Origin of the sequence: Haloprofundus halophilus, assembly GCF_003439925.1 — an archaeon.
In the GTDB taxonomy this organism is placed as follows: Archaea; Halobacteriota; Halobacteria; order Halobacteriales; family Haloferacaceae; genus Haloprofundus; species Haloprofundus halophilus.
Genome location: NZ_QQRR01000001.1, coordinates 1,878,312 through 1,898,473 on the forward strand (window position 1 = coordinate 1,878,312; position 20,162 = coordinate 1,898,473).

The window sequence follows — 20,162 nt, forward strand, 5'->3', positions numbered from 1 at the left end:
GCGCTTTTCGAATGAACCGTCGACACGTCCTCCGGCTGGGTGTCGCCGTCGTTTCGACTGCACTCGGCGGCTGCGCGGCCGACCCGCCGCCACAGCTTCGGATTCGAAACTTCTCCGGCTACGACCGAACCGTACGCGTCCGAGTCACTCGGGGAGAGGACGAACTGTTCTCCCGCCGGTTCACCGTCCCGTCGAACCACGACGAGCGTCAGCAGACGGTCGACGAGGTGTACCCCGGGACGGGCGTCTACACCGTCGAAGCCGCCGTCGAGAACGGTCCCGAACTGAGCGAATCCGTCGAATTTCGTTCCGAGCCGCTGATGTCGCACGTGACCGTCGACCGCAACGACCTCACCATCGGCCGCATCGCCCCCTGAGCGTCGACCGCCAGCGACTCCAGTCAGCTACAATCCGACTTCTCTTCCCGCGCCCTCCTCTTCCGCCGCCTCGTAGACGTGCGCCGCCGTCGCCGCGTCCAGAACCGCGGTCCCGACGCTCGCGACCACCAGTATCTCCTCGTCGCTCTCGCGCCCCGATTTCCCCTCGAACACGTCCGACAGCGGCGTGAGCTCCGACGCCGACAGTCCAGCACCGGAAACGTCGCCCGTCTCCGCCGCCTCCTCGGGGACGTCAGCGAACACCCGCGCCGCGCGCTCCATCGTCTCCGAGTCGAGTTCTCGCATCTCTGCGGTGTAGGCTCCGACGGCGACGACGAGCGTCCCCGAATCGAGCGCCGACCCCGGAAACACCGGTTCCTCGCTCGTCGTCGCGGTGACGACGACGTTCGCCTCCGCGACGGCCGCTTCGGGGGAATCGACAGCCTGCACGTCGACGCCGTCGAGTTCGTTCGCGTCCCGTAGGTCCGCCGCGCACGCTTCGCGAGACTCGCTCGGCGAGTAGATGCGTACCGAGTCGAGGTTTGTCGCCACCGCGACGGCGCGGGTCTGCCACCGCGCCTGGGTTCCCGCCCCGACGACGCCGAGCCGAATCGGTTCGTCGTCTGCCGCGAGATACTTCGCCGAGAGGCCGCCGATACAGCCAGTTCGGGCATTCGTGATGCGCGTCCCGGCCATGTACGACAGCGGGAGTCCCGTCTCCGCGTCCGTGAGCGCGATCTGGGCGTTGACGGTCGGCAGGTCGCGTTCGGCGTTGCCGCCGTGGACCGCCGCGAGTTTCGTCGCGTAGGTGTCCGAACCGTGGAGGTACGCGGGCATCGTCAGCGCCGTTCCCGCGGGGTTCTCACCCGTTTCGCCGGTTCCGACGGGGAAGTGCGGTCGCGGCGGGCGCTCGACCTCGCCGCGGCCCTGTTTGACGAACGCCGCTTCGACGACCGGGAGGAGCGCCGAGAGCGAGAGTAACTGAGAGACGTTGTCGTCCGAGAGCACGCGAACCGGGCTGGGAGTCATGGCGGCAGTTCTCCCGGCGGCGTGGTGAACGTTTCGCGGACAGAGTGCGCCGCCGAAGGCGAAACACGCTTGTGTTACGACACCGATGCGCACGCCATGCACGTAGTCGTCGTCGGCGGCGGAATCGTCGGTCTCTCCTGTGCGTACGCGCTCGCAGACCGCGGCGCGGCGGTCACCGTCTGCGAGTCGGGGACGCTCGGCGGCGGCAGCACCGCCCGCTCCGCCGGGGGAATTCGGACGCAGTTCTCGACGCGGGTGAACGTCGAACTCTCGCTTTCGAGCCTCCCGGTCTGGGAGTCGTTCGAGGAGCGGTTCGGCGTCGATATCGCCTACAACCGGACGGGCTACCTGTTTCTCGCCCGCGAGAGCGACACCGCCGACGCGTTCGGCGAGCAGGTGGCGATGCAGAACGACTGCGGCGCGGAGAGCGAACTCCTCTCGCCGGCGGAGGTGGCCGAGCGGTGGCCCCACGTCCGCCACGAGCGGTTCGTCGCCGCCACCTACTCGCCGCTCGACGGCTTCGCGGACCCGTACCTCGCGCTGCAGGGGTACGCCACCGCGGCCCGGGAGGCGGGCGTCGATATCCGGACGAAGACGCCGGTGGAGTCGGTCGAGCGCGTCGGTTCCGGCTCCGGAGGCCGCTTCCGCGTCGAGACGGGCGGTGAGTCGGACGAGGGGGGAGCCGAGACGCTCGACGCCGATTACGTCGTGAACGCGGCGGGCGCGTGGGCCGGTGAGGTGGCCGCGATGGTCGGACTCGACCTCCCCATCTCGCCGCGGCGACGACAGATCGCCGTCGTCGAACCCGAAACTCCCGTCGCGGACGCCGAGCCGCTCACCATCGACCTCGACACGGGGTCGTACTTCCGTCCCGAACGCGAGGGACAGGCGCTCGTCGGCGGGCAGTTCGACGAGGACGACCCCGACGTCGACCCCGACCGGTTCTCGGAGTCGATGGACCTCGACTGGGCGGTGACGGCCGTCGAGCGCGCCGGCGACTGCGCGGACTACTTCGGCCCCGAGACGCGCATCGTCCGCGGGTGGGCCGGTCTCTACGCCGTGACGCCCGACCACCATCCCATCGTCGAGGAGAGCGCGCCGGGCGTCGTCACCGCCGCCGGCTTCTCGGGCCACGGCTTTCAGCACGCGCCCGCGACGGGCCGCGTCGTCGCCGAACTCTGTCTCGACGGCGAAGCGTCGCACGTCGACGTGTCGGCGCTCGCAAGCGACCGTTTCGAACGCGGCGGCGGTCTCGCGGAACGAAACGTGGCGTGACAGCGTCCCGCTTCGGACGACGCCTCCCCGTCCGAGGAGACCTGAACGACGCCCGCTTCCGAAACGGTGCTCGACCTCGTCGTCGCCTCTCCTCGATTCGACCGCGTTCCGTCGGGGCTGGGATATCCCGGGAGGCGAGTGCCCGAGCCGAGCGTTTTCGACGGGTCGGCGGAGTCGACGAGCCGAGCGTTTTCGACGGCTCAGCGGAGTCGACGAGCCGGACGTTCTCGACGAATCGGCGGAGTCGCCGAAGCTGAACTCGTGCCGACACGATGCCCAGACTGCGGACGGTTAGATATATAACCTGATGTGGTAAAGAGTAGCCACTCCCATGGTATCTAATAACACGAACCGCGTAAATCGGAGGGCATTTCTCAAAGTCACCGGGACGAGCGGACTCGTCGCTACGGCGGGCTGTGTCGGATTCGGGGGCAACAGCAGCGGCGGCGGCGGCGGGTCGGGCCCCATCGTGTTCGGACAGCCGGCGGCGCTGACCGGGCAGTGGGACTTCCTCCAGCCGGGCGTCTCGCAGGCGACCGACGTCGCCCTCCAGCAGATCAACGACGCCGGGGGACCCTTGGACAGGGAGCTCGAGGTGTCCCGCCGCGACACCGCCGTCAACCCCCAAGAGGCGCGGTCGGTGGTGACGCAGTTGATCGAAAACGACGACGCCGCGGCGATACTGGGGCTGTTCTCCAGCGAGATCAACCCGCTGTTCGACTTCCTGCAGGAGCAGGCGACGCCGATCGTAACGCCGTGGCCCGGGTCGAGCTTCCTCGACACGCAAGGCGGCGACAAGGGGACCCCGGAGAACCTCGACGACGACGGCTGGGTCTGGCGGACCGTCATCGGCGACACGGTCCACACCGGCGGCGGCGCCCGGCGCGCGCTCGACCAGGACCACGACACCGTCGGCGTCATCAACGGCAACACCGAGGGGGCGCGAAGCTGGGCGGACGGCTTCATCAGCGCCTACGAGGAGGGCGGCGGCACCGTCGCGGAGCAGGTCGAGGTCAGCCTGGGCGAGTCAAACTACCAGTCCGCGCTCGACCGCCTGTTCCAGTCCGACTTCAGCGCGTTCGCGGTGAGCATCCCGCTCGAGGACGCGATTACGCTGTTGAGCGACTGGGCCGACGGCGGCTACGGCCGCCAACCGATTCTCTCGGACCCGCTCGCCCAGAACGACCTCGCCGAACAGGTCGGCAGCGACCTCGACGGCGCGTGGGCGGCCAGCCCCGGCATGGGCGGACCGTCCTACGACGCGTTCCTCGACGCGTACGAGGAGGGCGGCGACGCCGAGATCAACGGGTGGACGCCGCCGGCGTGGGACGCCATACAGCTGACCGCGCTGGCCGTCGAGCGGGCTGGCGAGGCGACCCCCGAGGCCATCGAACGGAATCTGGGTCCGGTTAGCCGCGACGGCGGAACCGAGGTCGCCACGTTCGCAGAGGGGAAGGAGGCGCTGGCCAACGGCGACGAGATCAGCTACCAGGGCGCTGCGACGCCGGCGAGTTTCACTAACTTCGGAAACGTGTTCGGCCCGGTGGTGATAAGCGCCGCACGCGGCGGTGAGTTCTCCGAGGAGGCGACCATCTCCGCCGAGGACGTGCGCGAACTCGTCCCCGAGGACGAATACTGATCTATGGGGCTCGCACAGAACCTCGTCTTCGGCCTGGTTACGGGCTCGTACATCGCCATCGCCGCCATCGGATTCACGCTAATATACGGTATCGTGAACATGATCAACTTCGCCTACGGCGAGTATCTCACCGTCGGCGCGTTCATCGCCATCCTCACCGTCGGTGTGCTCCCGCTGCCGCTGCCGGTCGCGGCGGTCGTGGCGATGGCGGGCGGCGGTCTCGTCAGCCTCGTCCTTGCTCGCGCGTTCTTCACGCCGATCAACGACACCGGCCCGGTGCCGATGCTGCTGACGTCTATCGGTCTCGGACTGGCGCTTCGAAACGCCATCCGCCTCTCGGCCGGCCGGAGCGCTCGCTACTTCGACACCGAGACCACGACCTACCGGTTCGACGGCCTGCCGGAGCTTCCGGTCGGCCCGGTGAACCTCCTGGGCGACGTGTTCGTCACCTCCCAGCAACTCGTCGTCGTCGTGAGCGCGCTCGTCGTCTTCCTCGCGCTCCACGCGCTGTTGACACGAACCGACGTCGGCATCGCCATGCGCGCGATGGGGGACAATGAGAGCCTCGCGCGGGTCCGCGGCATCGACACCCAACGGATTCGAGACAGCGTCTGGATACTGGCCGGGGTGCTCGCGGCGCTTGCGGGCGTGCTCGTCGGCATCCAGACCAACGTCAACGCCGACACGGGCTTCAGTTACATTCTGCAGATCCTGTCGGCAGCCATCCTCGGCGGCGCCGGGAGCGTTTACGGCGCGATCGCCGGTTCCTACATCATCGGACTGGTTCTGGCGCTCTCCGTTGCGTTTCTCCCCACGGGGATGACCGGTATCTCCTCGGCGGTGGCGTTCCTGATTCTCATAGTCGTCCTGCTCGTCAAGCCGAGCGGCATCGCGGGCCAGGAGGTGCGGGAGGCGTGAGCCTCGCCGACCGCCTCCCCGAGGACGACTCCGGGCGGGCGTTCCTGTTCGGTGCCGGCTGCGTTCTGCTGGCCGCGCTGTTCGCGCTGACGCCGCTGGTGGCGTCGGTACCCGGCGTGTTGTACGTCTTCTTCGAGGTCGGCATCCTCTTCGTCGTGTACGGGATGTTGGTGCTGGGACTCGACCTCCAGTACGGCCACACCGGGCTGGTCAACTTCGGCCACGTGGTGTTCTTCGCCGTCGGCGCGTACACCGTCGCGATGCTGTCCGCGCAGGACTCCTTCGCCGGCCTCAGTTTGGGCTACCCGTGGCCGCTGGCGCTGGTGGCCGGCGTCCTCGTCGCGGCGCTCCTCGGCGCGACCGTCGGGGCCACTTCACTCCGACTGCGCGACGACTTTCTGGCCATCGTCACGCTGGCGACTGCGGAGATCTTCCACACGCTGTTCGCCAACTTCCGGGGAATCTTCGGGGGCGACACGGGCATTCTCGGCGTTCCGCAGCCGATTGCGGACCTCGCCGGCGACGGCGACACCACGCTCGTGGCCACGCTGCTGCTGTTCGGCGGCATCACCGCGTTCGCGTTCGCTCTGGTGACTCGGTTGACCGAGGCGCCGTACGGCCGGGTGTTGCGGGCGATCCGCGCCGACGAACTCGTCACCCGCTCGGTCGGGAAGTCCGTGTTCACCTACAAGATGCAGGCGTTCGTCTACGGCGCCGCGCTCGCGGGGTTCGCCGGCGGTCTGTTCGCGCTCTACACCGGCGCGATCTCGCCCGGCTTCTTCACTATCAACGTGACGGTGACAGTGTGGATCGGGATGCTGCTCGGCGGCGCGTCGAACCACCGCGCGGTGTTGGCGGGGCTCGCGGTCATCATGGGTCTCCGTCTGGTGTCGCGCTTCGCTCTCGACGTCGCGCCCCTCTCCGCCGACGCGTTCGCCTCCGTTCGCCTCGTCGTAATCGGACTGATTCTGGTGGCGATCATCCGCTACCGGCCGGCCGGCATCTGGGGCGACGCCAGAGAGCTGGGGGTGGACTCGTGAGCCTGCTCCGTGCCGACGGTCTCGTCAAGGAGTTCGGCGGCCTTCGCGCGCTCGACGAACTGTCACTGTCGGTCGACCGAGGGGAACTCGTCGGGGTGATGGGACCGAACGGCGCCGGCAAGTCGACGTTCTTCAACTGCGTGAGCGGCGTCGTAGCGCCCGACAGCGGTCGCGTCACTCTGAACGGCGAGGACGTGACCGGCGACTCGCCGGAGCTCCTGGCCCGAGCCGGCATGGTCCGCACCTTCCAGCTCACGCGGGAACTGGAGACGATGACCGTCCGGGACAACGTACGCCTCGCTGCGCCCGACCAACCGGGCGAACGCACCGTCCCCGCCCTCCTGCACACCGACTCGATGCGGGAGCGCGAGCGTCAGGTCCGCGAGCGCGCGGACGAACTCATCGAGGCGTTCGAACTCGGCCACCTCGCCGACGAGTACAGCAGCAACCTCTCCGGCGGCCAGCGAAAACTGCTGGAGCTGGCTCGGGTGCTGATGCTCGAACCGGACCTGCTCCTGCTGGACGAACCGTTCGCGGGGGTCAACCCCACGCTGACCCGCGAGATTGCGGACCGAATCCGCGACCTCAACGACGAGGGGATGACCGTCGTCGTCATCGAACACGAACTCGAGACGCTGACCGAACTCGTCGACCGCCTCGTCGTCCTACAGCAGGGGAGCCTCCTCGTTGAGGGGGAGCCCGAAGCGGTGCTGTCCGACGAGCGCGTCATCGACGCCTACCTTGGAGAGTGAGCATGCAGGAACACGATACAGACGACAGTACGACGATTCGTCCGTGCCGGCGCTGCGTCACCGGTCGCTGGACGAACAGCCGAACTGGCGGCCGCCGGTCGGTTACCGACCGGCAGCCGGGAAACGACCGACGGCCGAACACCGACCGACGGCCGAACACCGACCGACGGCCGAACACCGACCGACGGCCGAACACCGACCGACAGCTGAACACCGACCGACGGCCGACGGGGGTGGCGGCGTGAGCCTGCTCGACGTCTCGAATCTCGACGCCGGCTACGGCGACCTGCAGGTGTTGTCGGGAATCGACCTCCGGGTCGACTCCGGCGAGTACGTCGCCGTCGTCGGTCCGAACGGCGCCGGTAAGTCTACGGCGATGAAGGCTATCTTCGGCATCGCCGACCGGATGGGCGGCTCGATCACGTTCGACGGCGCCGACATCGCGGAACTCCCGCCCGAAACCGTCATCCGTCAGGGGTTGAGCTACGTCCCGCAGACCGCGAACGTCTTCCCCTCGCTCACCGTCGCGGAGAACCTCCGAATCGGCGCGTACATCCTCGACGGCACGCCGGAGGAGCGCCGCAAGGCCGTGTTCGACCGGTTTCCGGTTCTCGCCGACCGCCTCGACGAGACCGCGGGCGCGCTCTCCGGCGGACAGCAGCAGATGCTCGCGATGGGCTGTGCGCTGATGCTCGACCCGGATCTCCTCCTGTTGGACGAACCCTCGGCCGGTCTCGCGCCGGACCTCGTCGACGAGATGTTCGACCGCATCGACGCGGTCAACGAGGCGGGGACGGCCGTGCTGATGGTCGAGCAGAACGCGAAGGAGGCGCTACGGCGCTGTGACCGCGGTTACGTGCTCGCGAGCGGCGAGAACCGCTACGAGGACGCCGGCGACGCGCTGCTGAACGACGAGGAGGTCCGCCGCCAGTTCCTCGGCGGCTGATTCGACCCGTCGCTCGCGGATACGTTCGCGCCGCTCGCGGGCACTCTCCCGTCGCTCTCACGTCGACTACACCGCTCTCCTGTCGACCACACCGCTCACCCGTCGACCACGCCGCTCTCCCGTCGACCTCGCAACGCTTTTACTCGGGTGTCACAACCTCTCGCACATGGTATCCGAACCCCGACTCGGACAGAGGAGACGCCCAGCGCAGTCGCTTCGCGGGTTCGGTTTCTTCTTTACGGCCGCCTGAGAGCGGCGGACTCCCCGCCGGCGCGAGGGCGTCGGCGGCGACGAAACCGCTCGCGTCGGCCGGTCGTTCGTCGGCCGTTCGCCGACCATCCGCCGGCTTTCCGCCGACCGGCGGTGGACCGCCGACGGACGAAGCGCGTTCGGAACTGCTAACAGGCGGGCAAACGGTGTCCACGACAATCAGCACTCAGTATGCGACTCCCGGAATCACAGGTCGCGGTGTTGGAAGCCGCGAGTACGGACGAAAAGCCCGTCGGCGAACTCGCCGACGAGACAGGACTCAAGCCGGAGGCGGTGACGCGCGCCGCCTTCGACCTGCGCGACGACGGCCTCGTCGCCATCGACGAGCGGACGGAGACGACGACGACGCTCACCGACGAAGGAGAACAGTACGTCGAGGCGGGCCTCCCCGAGGTTCGCCTCTACCGCGCCGCCGTCGACGCGGGCGGTGCCGACGGCGCGGTGCCGATGGGACAGGTCGTCGGCGCGTCGGGCCTCGAAGGCCCCGAGGTCGACATCGCGCTGTCGAACTTCGCGCGGAAGGGTTACGGCCGCATCGACAGCGGCGAGTTGGTCGTCGACGCCGACGCGGACCCCGACGCCGACGCTGAAGCGAACGCGCTGGCCGCCCTCGCCGCCGGCGAGAGGGTCGACGACGAGGCGACGCTCGACGAACTCGACCGCCGCGGCCTCGTCGATAGAGACGAGTCGACGGTTCGCTCCGTCTCGCTCACCGACGACGGCGTCACCGCGATGATGGAAGGCGTGGAGGTCGCCGAGACGGTCGACCGCCTGACTCCCGAACTGCTCACGTCGGGCGAGTGGCGCGACGTGGAGTTCACCGAGTACAACGTCGAAGCCGACGCGCCCGAGGAGCGCGGCGGGAAGGTCCACGTCCTCCGCCAGACCGCCGAACGCGTCAAAGACACGCTCGTCGGCATGGGCTTCCAGGAGATGGAGGGGCCGCACGCCGACGCGGAGTTCTGGATCAACGACTGCCTGTTCATGCCGCAGGACCACCCGGCGCGCACCCACTGGGACCAGTTCGCCCTCGACGTGCCGCCGATGAAGGAGATTCCCGAAGACCTCCTCGACCGCGTCGAGTCGGCGCACCGCGAGGGCGTCGGCGACGACGGCGACGGCTACCACTCGCCGTGGACCGAGGACGTCGCGCGCGAAATCGACCTCCGGGGACACACCACGTCGCTGTCGATGCGCTACCTCTCGGGCTACGCCGAGGGCGACCTCGAACCGCCGCAGCGGTACTTCTCCGTCGAGAAGGTGTACCGCAACGATACCTTGGACGCGACCCACTTGCTCGAATTCTTCCAGATAGAGGGGTGGGTGATGGCCGAAGACCTCTCGGTGCGCGACCTGATGGGGACGTTCGAGGAGTTCTACCGCCAGTTCGGCATCACGGACGTCCAGTTCAAGCCGCACTACAACCCCTACACGGAGCCGAGCTTCGAGCTGTTCGGCCGCCACCCGACGACGGGCGAACTCATCGAAATCGGCAACTCGGGCGTGTTCCGTCCCGAAGTGCTCGAACCGCTCGGCGTCGACTGCGACGTGATGGCGTGGGGGCTCGCGCTCGAACGTCTCGCCATGCTCGTCACGGGCGCCGAAGACATCCGAGACCTGCACGGAACGCTCGCCGACCTCGACTTCCTGCGGAACGCGGAGGTGATTCGCTAATGCCAGTCGTAGACGTAGACACCGACGAACTTCGCCGGTTGACCGGCCACGAGGAGAAATCCGACGACGAGTTCAAAGAGGACCTGTTCGCGCTCGGACTCGAGTACGAGGGCGAGACCGAGGACGGCCTGCTCCAGTTCGAGTTCGGTCCGGACCGCCTCGACCGCCTCTCGGTCGAGGGCGTCGCCCGGTCGCTCCGCTACCAGTACGGCGACGACCGCGGCGTGTACGTCCCGCAGACGAACGCGCCGGACTGGACCATCGAGGTCGACGAGTCGGTGCCCGAGCAGCGGCCGTACGTGACGGGCGCGGTCGTCCGCGGCGTCGACCTCGACGCGGACGCCCTCGACTCGCTCATCCAACTGCAGGAGAAACTCCACGCGACGATGGGTCGAAAGCGCGCCAAAGGCGCCATCGGCATCCACGATCTGGTGATGTTGAAGGGGGCGAACCTCGGCGAGCGCGACGTCGGAGCCGACAGCGGCCCGGAGGAGGTGAACGAGCGGCGCGAGTCGAGTCCGTCGACGAGGGGGAACTCCATCACCTACCGCGGGGTCGACCCCGACGGCGAACGGTTCGTCCCGCTCGATTCGGACGCCGAACTGACGCCCGCCGAGGTGCTCGAACGGCACCCGACCGGCGAGAAGTACGCCGACATCGTCGCCGACTACGAGCGCTACCCGGCTATCTACGACGAACTCGGTCTCTTCTCGTTCCCGCCGGTCATCAACGGCCGCCGCACCGAGGTCGACGAGGACTCGACCGACCTGCTGGTCGAACTCACCGGCACCGACCAGTGGACCATCGACAAGATGTGCAACATCATCTGCTACGCGCTGTCGGCGCGCGGCGGGACCGTCGAGCAGGTGGAAGTCGAGACGCCGGACGGAACGCTCGTCCGCCCCGACTTCGACGTCGACACCAAGACCGTGAAGCACGACCGCATCGAGACGCTCTTGGGAACTGAGCTGGAGTTCGAGGCGGTCGTCGACCTGTTCGAGCGCTCCGGACTGGACGCCACCACGAATCTCGGCGAGGAGATGAGCTACGACGTCGAGATTCCCCCGTACCGCGTCGACGTGCTTCACCCGGTGGACCTCGTCGACGACGTGGGCCGCGCCTACGGGTTCAACACGCTCGAACCGCGCTACCCCGACGTGGGGACCGTCGGCGGCCGCCACGAGCGCTCGGACCTCGAACGCGCGGTGCGCGAGCGACTCGTCGGCCTCGGCTTCGAGGACATGCTCAACTTCCACATGACCGACGAGGCGACGAACTACGACCGGATGAGCATCGAATCCGACTCGGAGAGCGACGCCGAGACCCCACTCGGCGCGACGCCGCCGGTCCGCATCGTCGAACCCTACAGCGAGGACTACACGATGCTGCGGACGTGGGCGCTGCCGTCGCTGATGACGGTGTTGGAGAACAACACGCACCGCGCGTACCCGCAGGACCTCTCGGAAGTCGGCTTCGTCGCCCACGAGGATAGCGAGGAGAACACCGGCGTCGCCGAGAGCCACCGCGTCGCGGGCGTGCTCGCTCGCCACGACGCGACGTACGAGGACGCGAAAGCCAAACTGCAGGCGCTCTGCCGCGACTTCGGCGTCGAACTGGCGACGCCCGCGGCCGAACACCCGTCGTTCATCGACGGGCGGACCGCCGCCGTCGTCGTCGACGGCGAGGAAGTCGGTGTCGTCGGCGAAGTGCACCCCGAGGTGCTCGTCGAACACGACCTCGAACTGCCCGTCGTCGCGTTCGAGTTCGAGTTGGCGGCGCTGGAGTAAGCCGTTCACATCTCCGTTTCCTCTCTTCGTTCTCCCTTCGTTCTCTCTCTCCTCTCTTCGTTCTCCCTTCGTTCTCTCTCTCCGCTCTCTCCGCTCTCTTCGTTCTCGCAGCGTCTGCCGTATATCCGACCTCGATTCTCTTCGGCTGAACACAAATAACTCGAAAGAATATCTATTTTTGCGTTATTCTTCTTGGGAATGTCAGGCTCCGAAGGGTATATGTGGCTGATTGTCGCACATCGAGTCGTCATGAACCCTCACGAAAAACAGTTCGAGACGTTGTCGGTGACCTACGGCGAACGCGACCAGCGCCCCGCCGAGGGCGTCGAGGACGTCGTCGTCCCCCTCCACCTGAGTTCGACGTACGAGATTTCCGACATCAACCCCGACGTGGGACTCGAAGATCTGGACCCCGACGAGGGGCAGTTCCTCTACTCGCGGCTCTCGAACCCCACGCGGAACGCGCTCGAACACCGGTTGGCGGCGCTCGAAGGCGGCGAACACGGGTTCGCCTTCGCCTCCGGTACCGCGGCCATCGTCGCCACGGTGATGGCCGCCGTCGAACCCGGCGACCACGTCGTCGCCTTCGACGACCTCTACGGCGGGACGCGCACGATGCTGACTCGACTGTTCGAGGAACGCCTCCACGTCGACGTGTCGTTCGTCGACGCCCGCGAGGTCGACGCCGTCGCAGACGCGATGCGCGAGGAAACCACGTTGGTCTGGATGGAGACGCCGACGAATCCCCTCCTGCGTCTCTGCGACATCGAAGCCATCGTCGAGGTTGCGCGCGAACACGGCGCGCTTCTCGGCGTCGACAACACCTTCCTCAGTCCGGCGTGTCAGAACCCGCTGGAACTCGGCGCCGACGTGGTCGTCCACAGCACGACCAAGTACCTGAACGGTCACAGCGACTCGCTGGGCGGGGCGGCCGTCACCGACTGTCCGGACCTCTCGGAGGAGATCGCGTTCCTCCAGCGCGTCGGTATGGGGAACATGCTCTCGCCGTTCGACTCGTATCTCGTGTTGCGGGGGACGAAGACGCTCCCGCTGCGGATGCGCCAGCACAACGAGAACGCGATGGAAGTCGCCGAGTTCTTGGAGGACCACGACCGCGTTCGGGCGGTTCACTACCCCGGCCTGGAGAGCCACCCGCAGCACGAGCTGGCGAATCGGCAGATGTCGGGCTACGGCGGCGTGCTCTCGGTGGAACTGGACGCGGACCTCGACGGCACCGCCGAGTTCCTCGGCCACCTCTCGGAGTTCTCGCTGGCGGTGAGCTTGGGCGGCGTGGAGTCGCTCGTTGAACACCCGGCGACGATGACTCACTCGCCGCTGTCGCAGGCCGAACGCGACGAACTCGGCATCTCGAACTCGCTGATTCGAATCTCGGTCGGCGTCGAGCACGTCGACGACCTCGTCTCGGACTTGGAGGCCGGATTCGCGGCGCTGGCGTCACACTCGACGGCGGGAAGCGACGCGGCGGCGACGTCGGACGACGACTAACTCGGTTCGCTTCGCCGTTTCGCTCTCTCGCTTCGTTCTCCCGTCTCGCTTTCCCGTTTCGTTCTCCCGTCTCGATTTCCCGCTTCGCTTTCCCGTGGTCACTCGTCGGTTCCGACCTCTTTTCGCCCCGTGAGCGTTTTCGGGTCGAGGCGGTACTCCCTGAACGTGATCTCCTCCGGCGGCCGCTCGAAGATGTCCACTTCCGGAATCTCGACCGCCCACAACCCCTGGACGGCGCTCGACTCGTAGGACGCCTCGGTCACGTCTTCGAGCGTGCCGGTCGCCACGGCGCTTCGCCAGCCATCGTCGGTCTGGGCGTGCGCGACGAACGTGACGGGCCTGTCGACGACCTCCTCCTTTGTGCTCTCCGGTCGGAACGAGAGCCGAAAGTAGAAGCTCCGCGTCTCCGCGTCGTACCCGTACGACACCGGAACGGTGAACGGCGACTCGTCGACTCCCTCGCCGAAGGAGATGACGCCTGTACCCCCGGACCCGAGGAACTCGTTCAGTTCGTCGGCGCTCAGTTGCACCCAGCGGATTCCCTGCATACCGTGCGTACGTCGTGGCAACACAAAACAATCCGGTCGCGTCCGTCTCGGCCCCGCGCGGCCGGGATTTCCGTCTGCCAACCGAGGCGTTTAACAGCGGTCCGGGGAGTAGACTCCGACGAGAATGCCCAGTGGAGCATACGACCCGGAGGCCACGGAACGAAAGTGGCAGGAGCGGTGGCTCGACGAGGAGACGTACGACTACGACGACGCCGCGGTAGACGGGGATACGGTCTTCTCCATCGACTCGCCGCCGCCGACGGTGTCGGGGAGTCTCCACTGGGGCCACGTGTACGGCTTCACGCTACAGGACTTCGTCGCCCGCTTCGAGCGGATGCGCGGCGAGAACATCTTCTTCCCGTTCGGCTACGACGACAACGGCATCGCCTCCGAGCGACTGACCGAGGACGAACTCGGTATCCGACACCAGGATTACGAGCGCCGCGAGTTCCAACAGCTCTGCCGCGAGGTCTGCGCCGAGTACGAGTCGGAGTTCACCGAGAAGATGCAGGCGCTCGGCATCTCCATCGACTGGGACCGGACCTACCGGACCATCGAGCCGCGCGTCCAGCGCGCCTCGCAGCTCTCCTTCATCGAACTGTACGAACAGGGCCGCGAGTACCGCCAGCGCGCCCCCGCCATCTGGTGTCCCGAGTGCGAGACGGCGATTTCGCAGGTCGAAACGGAGGACGACGAACAGCCGAGTCACTTCCACGACATCGAGTTCGAGGTGACCGACTCCGACGAGTCGTTCGTCATCTCGACGACGCGGCCGGAACTCCTCCCGGCCTGTGTCGCCGTCTTCGTCCACCCCGACGACGACGACAACCAGCACCTCGTCGGCGAGGAGGCGACGATTCCGCTGTTCGGTCAGTCCGTCCCGATCATCGCCGACGACCGCGTCGACATGGAGACGGGGTCGGGCATCGTCATGTGCTGTACGTTCGGCGACCAGAACGACATCGAGTGGTACCAGGCGCACGACCTCGACCTCCGCATCGCCATCGACGAGTCCGGCACGCTGACCGAGGTGGCCGACGAGTACGCCGGCCTCGACCGCGACGAGGCCCGCGAGGCTATCGTCTCGGACCTCGACGACGCGGGCGTCCTTCTGGACCGCCGCAGCATCACCCACGTCGTGAACGTCCACGAGCGCTGCGGGACGAGCGTCGAGTTCCTCGTCACCGAGCAGTGGTACATCAAACTGCTCGACAAGACCGACGAGTATCTGGAGGCGGGCCGCCAGATGGAGTGGTTCCCCGAGAAGATGTTTACTCGATATAAGAACTGGATAGAGGGACTGCAGTGGGACTGGTCCATCTCCCGACAGCGCTCCTCGGGGATTCCGTTCCCCGTCTGGTACTGCGCGGAGTGCGACCACGAGGTCATCGCCCGCAAGGAGGACCTGCCGGTCGACCCGCTGTCGGACGACCCCCCGGTCGACGCTTGTTCGGAGTGCGGCCACGACGAGTTCGTTGCCGAGGACGACGTGTTCGACACGTGGGCCACCTCCTCGCTGACGCCGCTCATCAACGCCGGCTGGGACTGGGACGCCGAGAGCGAAGAGTACGCGATGGAGCGACCCGAGATATATCCGTTCGACGTGCGCCCGCAGGGCCACGACATCATCTCCTTCTGGCTGTTCCACACCGTCGTCAAGTGTTACGAGCACACCGGCGAAGTGCCGTTCGACTCGGTGATGATCAACGGGATGGTGCTCGACGAGAACCGCGTGAAGATGTCCAAATCCCTGGGCAACATCGTCTCGCCCGACGAGGTGCTCGACGAGTACCCCGTCGACGCCGCGCGCTACTGGGCCGCCGGCAGCGCCGTCGGCGACGACCTGCCGTACAACGAGAAGGGCATCGTCGCGGGCGAGAAGCTCCTGCGGAAGCTGTGGAACGCCTCGAAGCTCGTCGACAGCCTCACCCCCGACGAGCGACTCGACGAGCCCGACGACCTGCGGGCCATCGACCGCTGGCTGCTCGCGGAGATGGACGACACCGTCCGATTCGTCACCGAGAAGCTCGAAGCCCGGGAGTTCTCGAAGGCCCGAGATCACCTCCGGAGCTTCTTCTGGCACACGTTCTGCGACGACTACCTCGAAATCGCCAAAGAGCGCGACGACGAGTCGGCGGCGTACGCGCTCCAGACGGCGCACCGACGCTTCCTGAAGCTGTTCGCTCCGTTCCTCGCGCACATCGCCGAGGAACTGTGGCGCGAGATGTACGACGACCGCAGCGTCCACAACACCGAGTGGCCCGAACCGCTCGGCCTCGACGCCGACCACGAGGCCGGCGAGACGGCGATGGCCGTCGTCGGCGCGCTACGCAAGTACAAGAGCGACGCGCAGTTGTCGCTGAACGCGTCCATCGACACCGTCGACGTGTACGGTAACGTCGCCGGCTTCGAGGAGGAGATACAGCGGGTGATGCACGTCGAGTCGCTGTCGACGCTCGAAGAAGAACCCGAAATCGAGTCCGTCGTGACGGGCATCGACCTCGACTACTCCGTCGTCGGCCCCGAGTACGGCAGTCAGGTTCCGGATATCGAAGCCGGACTGGAAGCCGGCGAGTACGAACTCGGCGAGAACTCGCTCTCGGTCGCGGGGCTCGAACTCGACTCGGAGATGTTCGAGGTCGACCGCGAGCGCCGGTACACCGGGGAGGGCGAGATGCTCGAAGCGGGCGACGCAATCGTCATCGTGCGGAACTGAGTCGGTCGCGTCTCGCTCTCGCATCCGGTTTCGCTCCCGTTTCACTCCCGTTTCTGTCCCCGCCGCTTCTTTCGGTGTCGGAGCGCGCAGAACCTCACCTCACTTTTTTCCTGCCGTCCGACGACTGTGAACGTGTGACCGTCGCTCCCGCTCCCGACGAGATTTTCGACCGGGCGGCCGAAGAGGGCGCCCGACGCCTCGACCAGTCGTTGCTCGAACTCGTCTCGACGAGTTTCATCGCCGGGTTCACCATCGTCTTCGGCCTGGCCGCGCTCGGCATCGTCCGCGCGGCGGTCGGACCGGGGCTCGGCCACCTCGCCGGCGCGCTCGCCTTCGGCGTCGGCCTCGTGTTCCTCATCGTCGGACGGGCAGAACTGTTCAACGAGAACTTCTTCGACCCCGCGGCGAAGGCGGCCCTCGACCCCGACTCGTGGCTTATCGGGCCGCTCCTTCGGCTGTGGGTCGTCACGTTCACGTTCAACCTCGTCGGCGGTGCCCCGTTCGTGTTCCTCCTCTCCGTCGACGGCGCGCTGCCGGCGGGCTCGGCGGAGGCGCTGAGCACAGTCGCCGAGGAGATAATCCACCGCGGGACGGTCGCCGAGTTCGTGAAAGCGTTCACCGGCGGCGCGCTCGTGACCCTGCTGTCGTTTCTCCTACAGGGCGTCAACAGCGTCGGAAGCCGTATCTCCCTGGCCTACATCGTCGGCGTCCTGTTGGCTTTGGGCCCCTTCGACCACGTCATCGTCACCGTGCTGCACGTGCTGTTCGGCATGTTCTTCGGCGTCGATATCGGCCTCGGTGCGCTGGCGGCGACCACGGCCGTGGTCACGGCGGGTAACCTCGTGGGCGGACTCGGACTCGTCACCCTCACCCACGTCGCGCAGGTGAGAGGCGCGCGCGAGGCCGGCGACTGAATCGGACGCCGCGCGGCGCTGCTCCTTCAGTGGTCGACGCCGACGGCCGCTTCGACGCTGTCGAAACCGTCGCGCTCCAGCAACTCCAGCAGCCCTGCGTTGATGTCGCAGGCGACGCTCGGCCCCTCGTAGACGAGCGCCGTGTACAACTGGACGAGACTCGCGCCAGCGCGTATCTTCTCGTAGGCCCCCTCCGCATCGGAGACGCCGCCGACGCCGATTATTGGAACACTGGTTCGGCGAGCGACGAACCGTATCATCTTCGTCGCGCGGTTCTCGATGGGTTTCCCGGAGAGGCCGCCGCGCTCGGCCCGGTTCGGGTTCCGCAGCGAGGCGGGTCGCTCCGTCGTCGTGTTGGTGGCGACGACACCGTCGAGGGACAGGTCGTCGACGACGGCGAGCGCCTCTTCGATAGCCGGTTCCGGCAAGTCCGGGGAGAGTTTGACGAGCAGCGGCGACGCGCCGGCGTCCGCGAGTCCGCCGAGGATACGCTCCAGGGACTCGCGGTTCTGGAGGTCACGGAGTCCGGGCGTGTTCGGACTGGAGACGTTGACAACGAAGTAGTCGCCCGCGTCGGCGACGCGTTCGTAGGTGTACAGATAGTCGTCGGCCGCCTCGGTGAGCGGCGTCGACTTCGACTTCCCGATGTTGATGCCGACGGGTACGTCCGGGAGTTCTCCCGATTCGAGTCGCTCGCCCACCGCGTTGGCCCCGTGGTTGTTGAAGCCCATCCGGTTGACGATGGCCCGGTCCTCGGGGAGACGAAACATCCGCGGGCGGGGGTTGCCGGGTTGGCGCTCGGCGGTGACGCCGCCGACCTCGACGTGGCCGAAGCCGAGGGCGGCGAGAACCGAGGGAATCTCGGCGTTCTTGTCGAATCCGGCGGCGACGCCGACGGGGTTGGGGAACGACTCGTCGAACAGATCCACGCGCAGACGGGCGTCGTCGACGGTGTACCGACGCGCGAGAGCGTCCTCCACTCGGGTGTGTTGTACGGCGCGGAGCAAACGGTGGGTGGTTCGGTGGGCCGTCTCGGGCGGCAGCGTGAACAGCGCCGGTTTCGTCGCGTCGTACAGTCGCATCGTGCGTACCCTGTCGACGCTGGCGCATTAATCCGCCGGACGCGTCGCTCGACGGGTGGGCTCATCGAGAATTGGACGCTCTCAGAAGTCGTGTTCTACTTCGTCCGGGTCGGCTTTCTGGATGATGATCTTGTTGTCGCGGACGCGGACGAACACTTCGTCACCGATCTCGAGACCAGCGACCGCGAGTTCGTCTTCGTGGAGGTTCACGTGTACGTTGTGGTATTCGCCGTTTTCGTCTTTGGCACCACTCGGGCTGAGCTTCTTTTTCCGAACCATCGCGGTTGTCTACTCGAACTTCGCCGTAGGATATACATAAGTGTTGTCTCACCGCGCCTCGCGTGCGCGCGAGCGGAAAACACGACACAGAGGCGGAGTATTCGGCGACGACGATGGTCGACCCGCCACTAATCGCCAGCACGCTCGGGGATAATATTTAACAGTTTCGTCGGATAGTGCTCATTTAGCCGATATATTTATATCGGACCGTGCGTTCGGTTGCCATGGAGAACAGAAAACCATGGTACGTGAAGACGGTAAACGCAATTTTGCCCTTCGAGATACGAGTGGAACAGAGTCGAGCGTGTTCTCGGGTAACACCCCCCGACAAGCGGCGTTGAAGGCCGCGAGGCGGCTCGAACCGGGGAGTTCCGAGGAGGACGCCGACCGGACCGAGCTCCGGCTCCGAGAGAAGGGGACGGACAAGGTCCACATCTACGACGGGTGGGCGTGGAACGAGACCGCACCCGACAACAAACCCGACTGGATGCCCGACGACATCACCGAGGCGAACGTCTCGAAGAAGGGCATCGAACACATCGAAGAGTAGGAGATTCGCCGTCCGGACATCTTTTGAAGCCGCTGCTCTCCGACAGGATTTTTTATCGCGTGCTCAGAGGCACAACTGCGCGGCTACCACTCGACCAGACCGCACGTGCGATGCGTGGGATGACCGGTCGACCTCCTGCCGTGCGACACTCCTTTCGGAGTCACGTCGCCGTTCGACACTCTCGCGTGTCTCTGACTCTCTCGCGGTGTGAAACCGCATGACGGGGAGCACTCGGTTCGACGGTCTTTTATGTGACCCTGCCGTTGCCGGTAATGCGAAGGTCGCCCCCGACAGGGCGGCCGGGGTTGCCCCGAAGTCGTGCTCTGCACGAACCCTGTGGCAGTCCCGAGACGACGCCCTTATATGCTAAGGGCGTTCACGTCGAAGTACGCTCAGGTCGTCGCCGGATATCGATTCGGCGACGACCGGCATCCGATGCCCTTAAGTGTATCAGGGCATTCGGAGGTAATGCGGAAAGACAAGACACGATGCGATTGCGAGGCCGTTCAACTCGGCCATCAATCGTGGACTGGTCGAAGCGAATCCGACGGGTTTATACCCGCGAATCGCTTTGACTCAGGTCCGAAGGAAATGAGGATTCCGCCCCTGCGGTCCGCCGTACAGACGGAATCTGATGTGAGCCAACGTAGTTCGGTGACACCCGACCGACCGACGGTCCCGTCATCGAACTCGGACCATGCAATACCTATAACGGTGATTCGCTCCCGTCAGGGAGCAAATCCCGCCACCCCCTGACCCATTCGGGTCAGGAACATTCCGGTTGATCCTGCCGGAGGTCATTGCTATCGGGGTCCGATTTAGCCATGCTAGTTGTACGAGTTCAGACTCGTAGCGGATAG

At 66.5% G+C, this 20,162-nt stretch carries 17 protein-coding genes and 1 rRNA gene; 14 read left to right on the plus strand and 4 right to left on the minus strand.

The annotated features are described in order from the left end of the window. The first annotated feature begins 11 nt into the window (after positions 1 to 11). On the plus strand, positions 12 to 377 hold the full coding sequence (locus DV709_RS09450) for a hypothetical protein (protein WP_117593965.1): 366 nt from the start codon (positions 12 to 14) through the stop codon (positions 375 to 377). 27 nt (positions 378 to 404) lie between these two features. Here DV709_RS09450 and DV709_RS09455 read toward each other — a convergent pair whose 3' ends face one another. Then, complete coding sequence (locus DV709_RS09455) at positions 405 to 1,406, minus strand: ornithine cyclodeaminase family protein (protein WP_117593966.1); 1,002 nt, start codon at positions 1,404 to 1,406, stop codon at positions 405 to 407. A gap of 96 nt (positions 1,407 to 1,502) precedes the next feature. Between DV709_RS09455 and DV709_RS09460 the strand changes: the two genes are divergently transcribed. The 9 genes from DV709_RS09460 to DV709_RS09505 all read left to right on the plus strand — a co-directional run bounded on the left by DV709_RS09460 (position 1,503) and on the right by DV709_RS09505 (position 13,213). Further along, entirely contained in the window at positions 1,503 to 2,681 is a 1,179-nt protein-coding gene (locus DV709_RS09460; protein ID WP_117593968.1) for an NAD(P)/FAD-dependent oxidoreductase, read from the plus strand. Between the two features lie 331 nt (positions 2,682 to 3,012). After that, positions 3,013 to 4,320: an ABC transporter substrate-binding protein gene (locus DV709_RS09465; RefSeq protein WP_117593970.1), complete on the plus strand. Its 1,308-nt coding sequence runs from the start codon at positions 3,013 to 3,015 to the stop codon at positions 4,318 to 4,320. A 3-nt stretch (positions 4,321 to 4,323) separates the two neighbouring features. After that, the gene (locus DV709_RS09470; RefSeq protein WP_117593972.1) at positions 4,324 to 5,238 is read left to right on the plus strand and encodes a branched-chain amino acid ABC transporter permease; all 915 of its coding nucleotides are present in this window, start codon (positions 4,324 to 4,326) and stop codon (positions 5,236 to 5,238) included. Further along, positions 5,235 to 6,278 carry a branched-chain amino acid ABC transporter permease gene (locus tag DV709_RS09475; protein WP_117593974.1) on the plus strand — a complete coding sequence of 348 codons (1,044 nt, stop codon included), beginning with the start codon at positions 5,235 to 5,237 and terminating at the stop codon, positions 6,276 to 6,278. The genes DV709_RS09470 and DV709_RS09475 overlap by 4 nt, the downstream gene beginning before the upstream one ends. Continuing rightward, positions 6,275 to 7,030, plus strand: coding sequence for an ABC transporter ATP-binding protein (locus tag DV709_RS09480; protein ID WP_117593976.1), 756 nt, complete (start codon positions 6,275 to 6,277; stop codon positions 7,028 to 7,030). The genes DV709_RS09475 and DV709_RS09480 overlap by 4 nt, the downstream gene beginning before the upstream one ends. Positions 7,031 to 7,271: 241 nt before the next feature. Then, entirely contained in the window at positions 7,272 to 7,976 is a 705-nt protein-coding gene (locus DV709_RS09490) for an ABC transporter ATP-binding protein (RefSeq protein ID WP_117594217.1), read from the plus strand. Positions 7,977 to 8,417: 441 nt separating this feature from the next. Further along, positions 8,418 to 9,920: a phenylalanine--tRNA ligase subunit alpha gene (pheS, locus tag DV709_RS09495; RefSeq protein ID WP_117593978.1), complete on the plus strand. Its 1,503-nt coding sequence runs from the start codon at positions 8,418 to 8,420 to the stop codon at positions 9,918 to 9,920. Then, positions 9,920 to 11,707 carry a phenylalanine--tRNA ligase subunit beta gene (gene pheT / locus DV709_RS09500; RefSeq protein WP_117593980.1) on the plus strand — a complete coding sequence of 596 codons (1,788 nt, stop codon included), beginning with the start codon at positions 9,920 to 9,922 and terminating at the stop codon, positions 11,705 to 11,707. The genes pheS and pheT overlap by 1 nt, the downstream gene beginning before the upstream one ends. Positions 11,708 to 11,956: 249 nt before the next feature. Further along, positions 11,957 to 13,213 carry a trans-sulfuration enzyme family protein gene (locus DV709_RS09505; protein ID WP_117594219.1) on the plus strand — a complete coding sequence of 419 codons (1,257 nt, stop codon included), beginning with the start codon at positions 11,957 to 11,959 and terminating at the stop codon, positions 13,211 to 13,213. Positions 13,214 to 13,311: 98 nt separating this feature from the next. On the opposite strand, the gene DV709_RS09510 is transcribed toward DV709_RS09505, so the two are convergent. Beyond that, positions 13,312 to 13,761 (minus strand): pyridoxamine 5'-phosphate oxidase family protein, encoded by a 450-nt coding sequence (locus tag DV709_RS09510; RefSeq protein ID WP_117593982.1) that lies wholly within the window; start codon positions 13,759 to 13,761, stop codon positions 13,312 to 13,314. Positions 13,762 to 13,885: 124 nt separating this feature from the next. Between DV709_RS09510 and DV709_RS09515 the strand changes: the two genes are divergently transcribed. Further along, complete coding sequence (locus tag DV709_RS09515) at positions 13,886 to 16,477, plus strand: valine--tRNA ligase (protein ID WP_117593984.1); 2,592 nt, start codon at positions 13,886 to 13,888, stop codon at positions 16,475 to 16,477. A gap of 134 nt (positions 16,478 to 16,611) precedes the next feature. Next, positions 16,612 to 17,391: a formate/nitrite transporter family protein gene (locus tag DV709_RS09520; protein WP_117593986.1), complete on the plus strand. Its 780-nt coding sequence runs from the start codon at positions 16,612 to 16,614 to the stop codon at positions 17,389 to 17,391. Between the two features lie 26 nt (positions 17,392 to 17,417). On the opposite strand, the gene DV709_RS09525 is transcribed toward DV709_RS09520, so the two are convergent. Both DV709_RS09525 and DV709_RS09530 read right to left on the minus strand, forming a co-directional pair. After that, a complete protein-coding gene (locus DV709_RS09525) occupies positions 17,418 to 18,473 on the minus strand; it encodes a quinone-dependent dihydroorotate dehydrogenase (protein WP_117593988.1) in 1,056 nt (351 codons plus the stop codon). 81 nt (positions 18,474 to 18,554) lie between these two features. Continuing rightward, a complete protein-coding gene (locus DV709_RS09530; RefSeq protein ID WP_117593990.1) occupies positions 18,555 to 18,752 on the minus strand; it encodes an AbrB/MazE/SpoVT family DNA-binding domain-containing protein in 198 nt (65 codons plus the stop codon). 241 nt (positions 18,753 to 18,993) lie between these two features. On the opposite strand from DV709_RS09530, the gene DV709_RS09535 reads away from it, so the two are divergent. Together DV709_RS09535 and DV709_RS09540 are read left to right on the plus strand one after the other, a co-directional pair. Beyond that, entirely contained in the window at positions 18,994 to 19,302 is a 309-nt protein-coding gene (locus DV709_RS09535) for a non-histone chromosomal MC1 family protein (RefSeq protein ID WP_117593992.1), read from the plus strand. Positions 19,303 to 20,076: 774 nt separating this feature from the next. Further along, positions 20,077 to 20,162 (plus strand): 16S ribosomal RNA (locus tag DV709_RS09540); the annotation flags it as partial.

What these genes read in the sequence shown, in the direction of transcription:
- DV709_RS09455 (WP_117593966.1), bottom strand. Translation starts at nt 1,406, where the DNA reads ATGACTCCCAGCCCGGTTCGCGTGCTCTCGGACGACAACGTCTCTCAG.
- pheT (WP_117593980.1), top strand. Translation starts at nt 9,920, where the DNA reads ATGCCAGTCGTAGACGTAGACACCGACGAACTTCGCCGGTTGACCGGC.
- DV709_RS09460 (WP_117593968.1), top strand. Translation starts at nt 1,503, where the DNA reads ATGCACGTAGTCGTCGTCGGCGGCGGAATCGTCGGTCTCTCCTGTGCG.
- DV709_RS09505 (WP_117594219.1), top strand. Translation starts at nt 11,957, where the DNA reads ATGAACCCTCACGAAAAACAGTTCGAGACGTTGTCGGTGACCTACGGC.
- DV709_RS09530 (WP_117593990.1), bottom strand. Translation starts at nt 18,752, where the DNA reads ATGGTTCGGAAAAAGAAGCTCAGCCCGAGTGGTGCCAAAGACGAAAAC.
- DV709_RS09465 (WP_117593970.1), top strand. Translation starts at nt 3,013, where the DNA reads ATGGTATCTAATAACACGAACCGCGTAAATCGGAGGGCATTTCTCAAA.
- DV709_RS09470 (WP_117593972.1), top strand. Translation starts at nt 4,324, where the DNA reads ATGGGGCTCGCACAGAACCTCGTCTTCGGCCTGGTTACGGGCTCGTAC.
- DV709_RS09525 (WP_117593988.1), bottom strand. Translation starts at nt 18,473, where the DNA reads ATGCGACTGTACGACGCGACGAAACCGGCGCTGTTCACGCTGCCGCCC.
- DV709_RS09515 (WP_117593984.1), top strand. Translation starts at nt 13,886, where the DNA reads ATGCCCAGTGGAGCATACGACCCGGAGGCCACGGAACGAAAGTGGCAG.
- DV709_RS09510 (WP_117593982.1), bottom strand. Translation starts at nt 13,761, where the DNA reads ATGCAGGGAATCCGCTGGGTGCAACTGAGCGCCGACGAACTGAACGAG.
- pheS (WP_117593978.1), top strand. Translation starts at nt 8,418, where the DNA reads ATGCGACTCCCGGAATCACAGGTCGCGGTGTTGGAAGCCGCGAGTACG.
- DV709_RS09535 (WP_117593992.1), top strand. Translation starts at nt 18,994, where the DNA reads ATGGTACGTGAAGACGGTAAACGCAATTTTGCCCTTCGAGATACGAGT.
- DV709_RS09450 (WP_117593965.1), top strand. Translation starts at nt 12, where the DNA reads ATGAACCGTCGACACGTCCTCCGGCTGGGTGTCGCCGTCGTTTCGACT.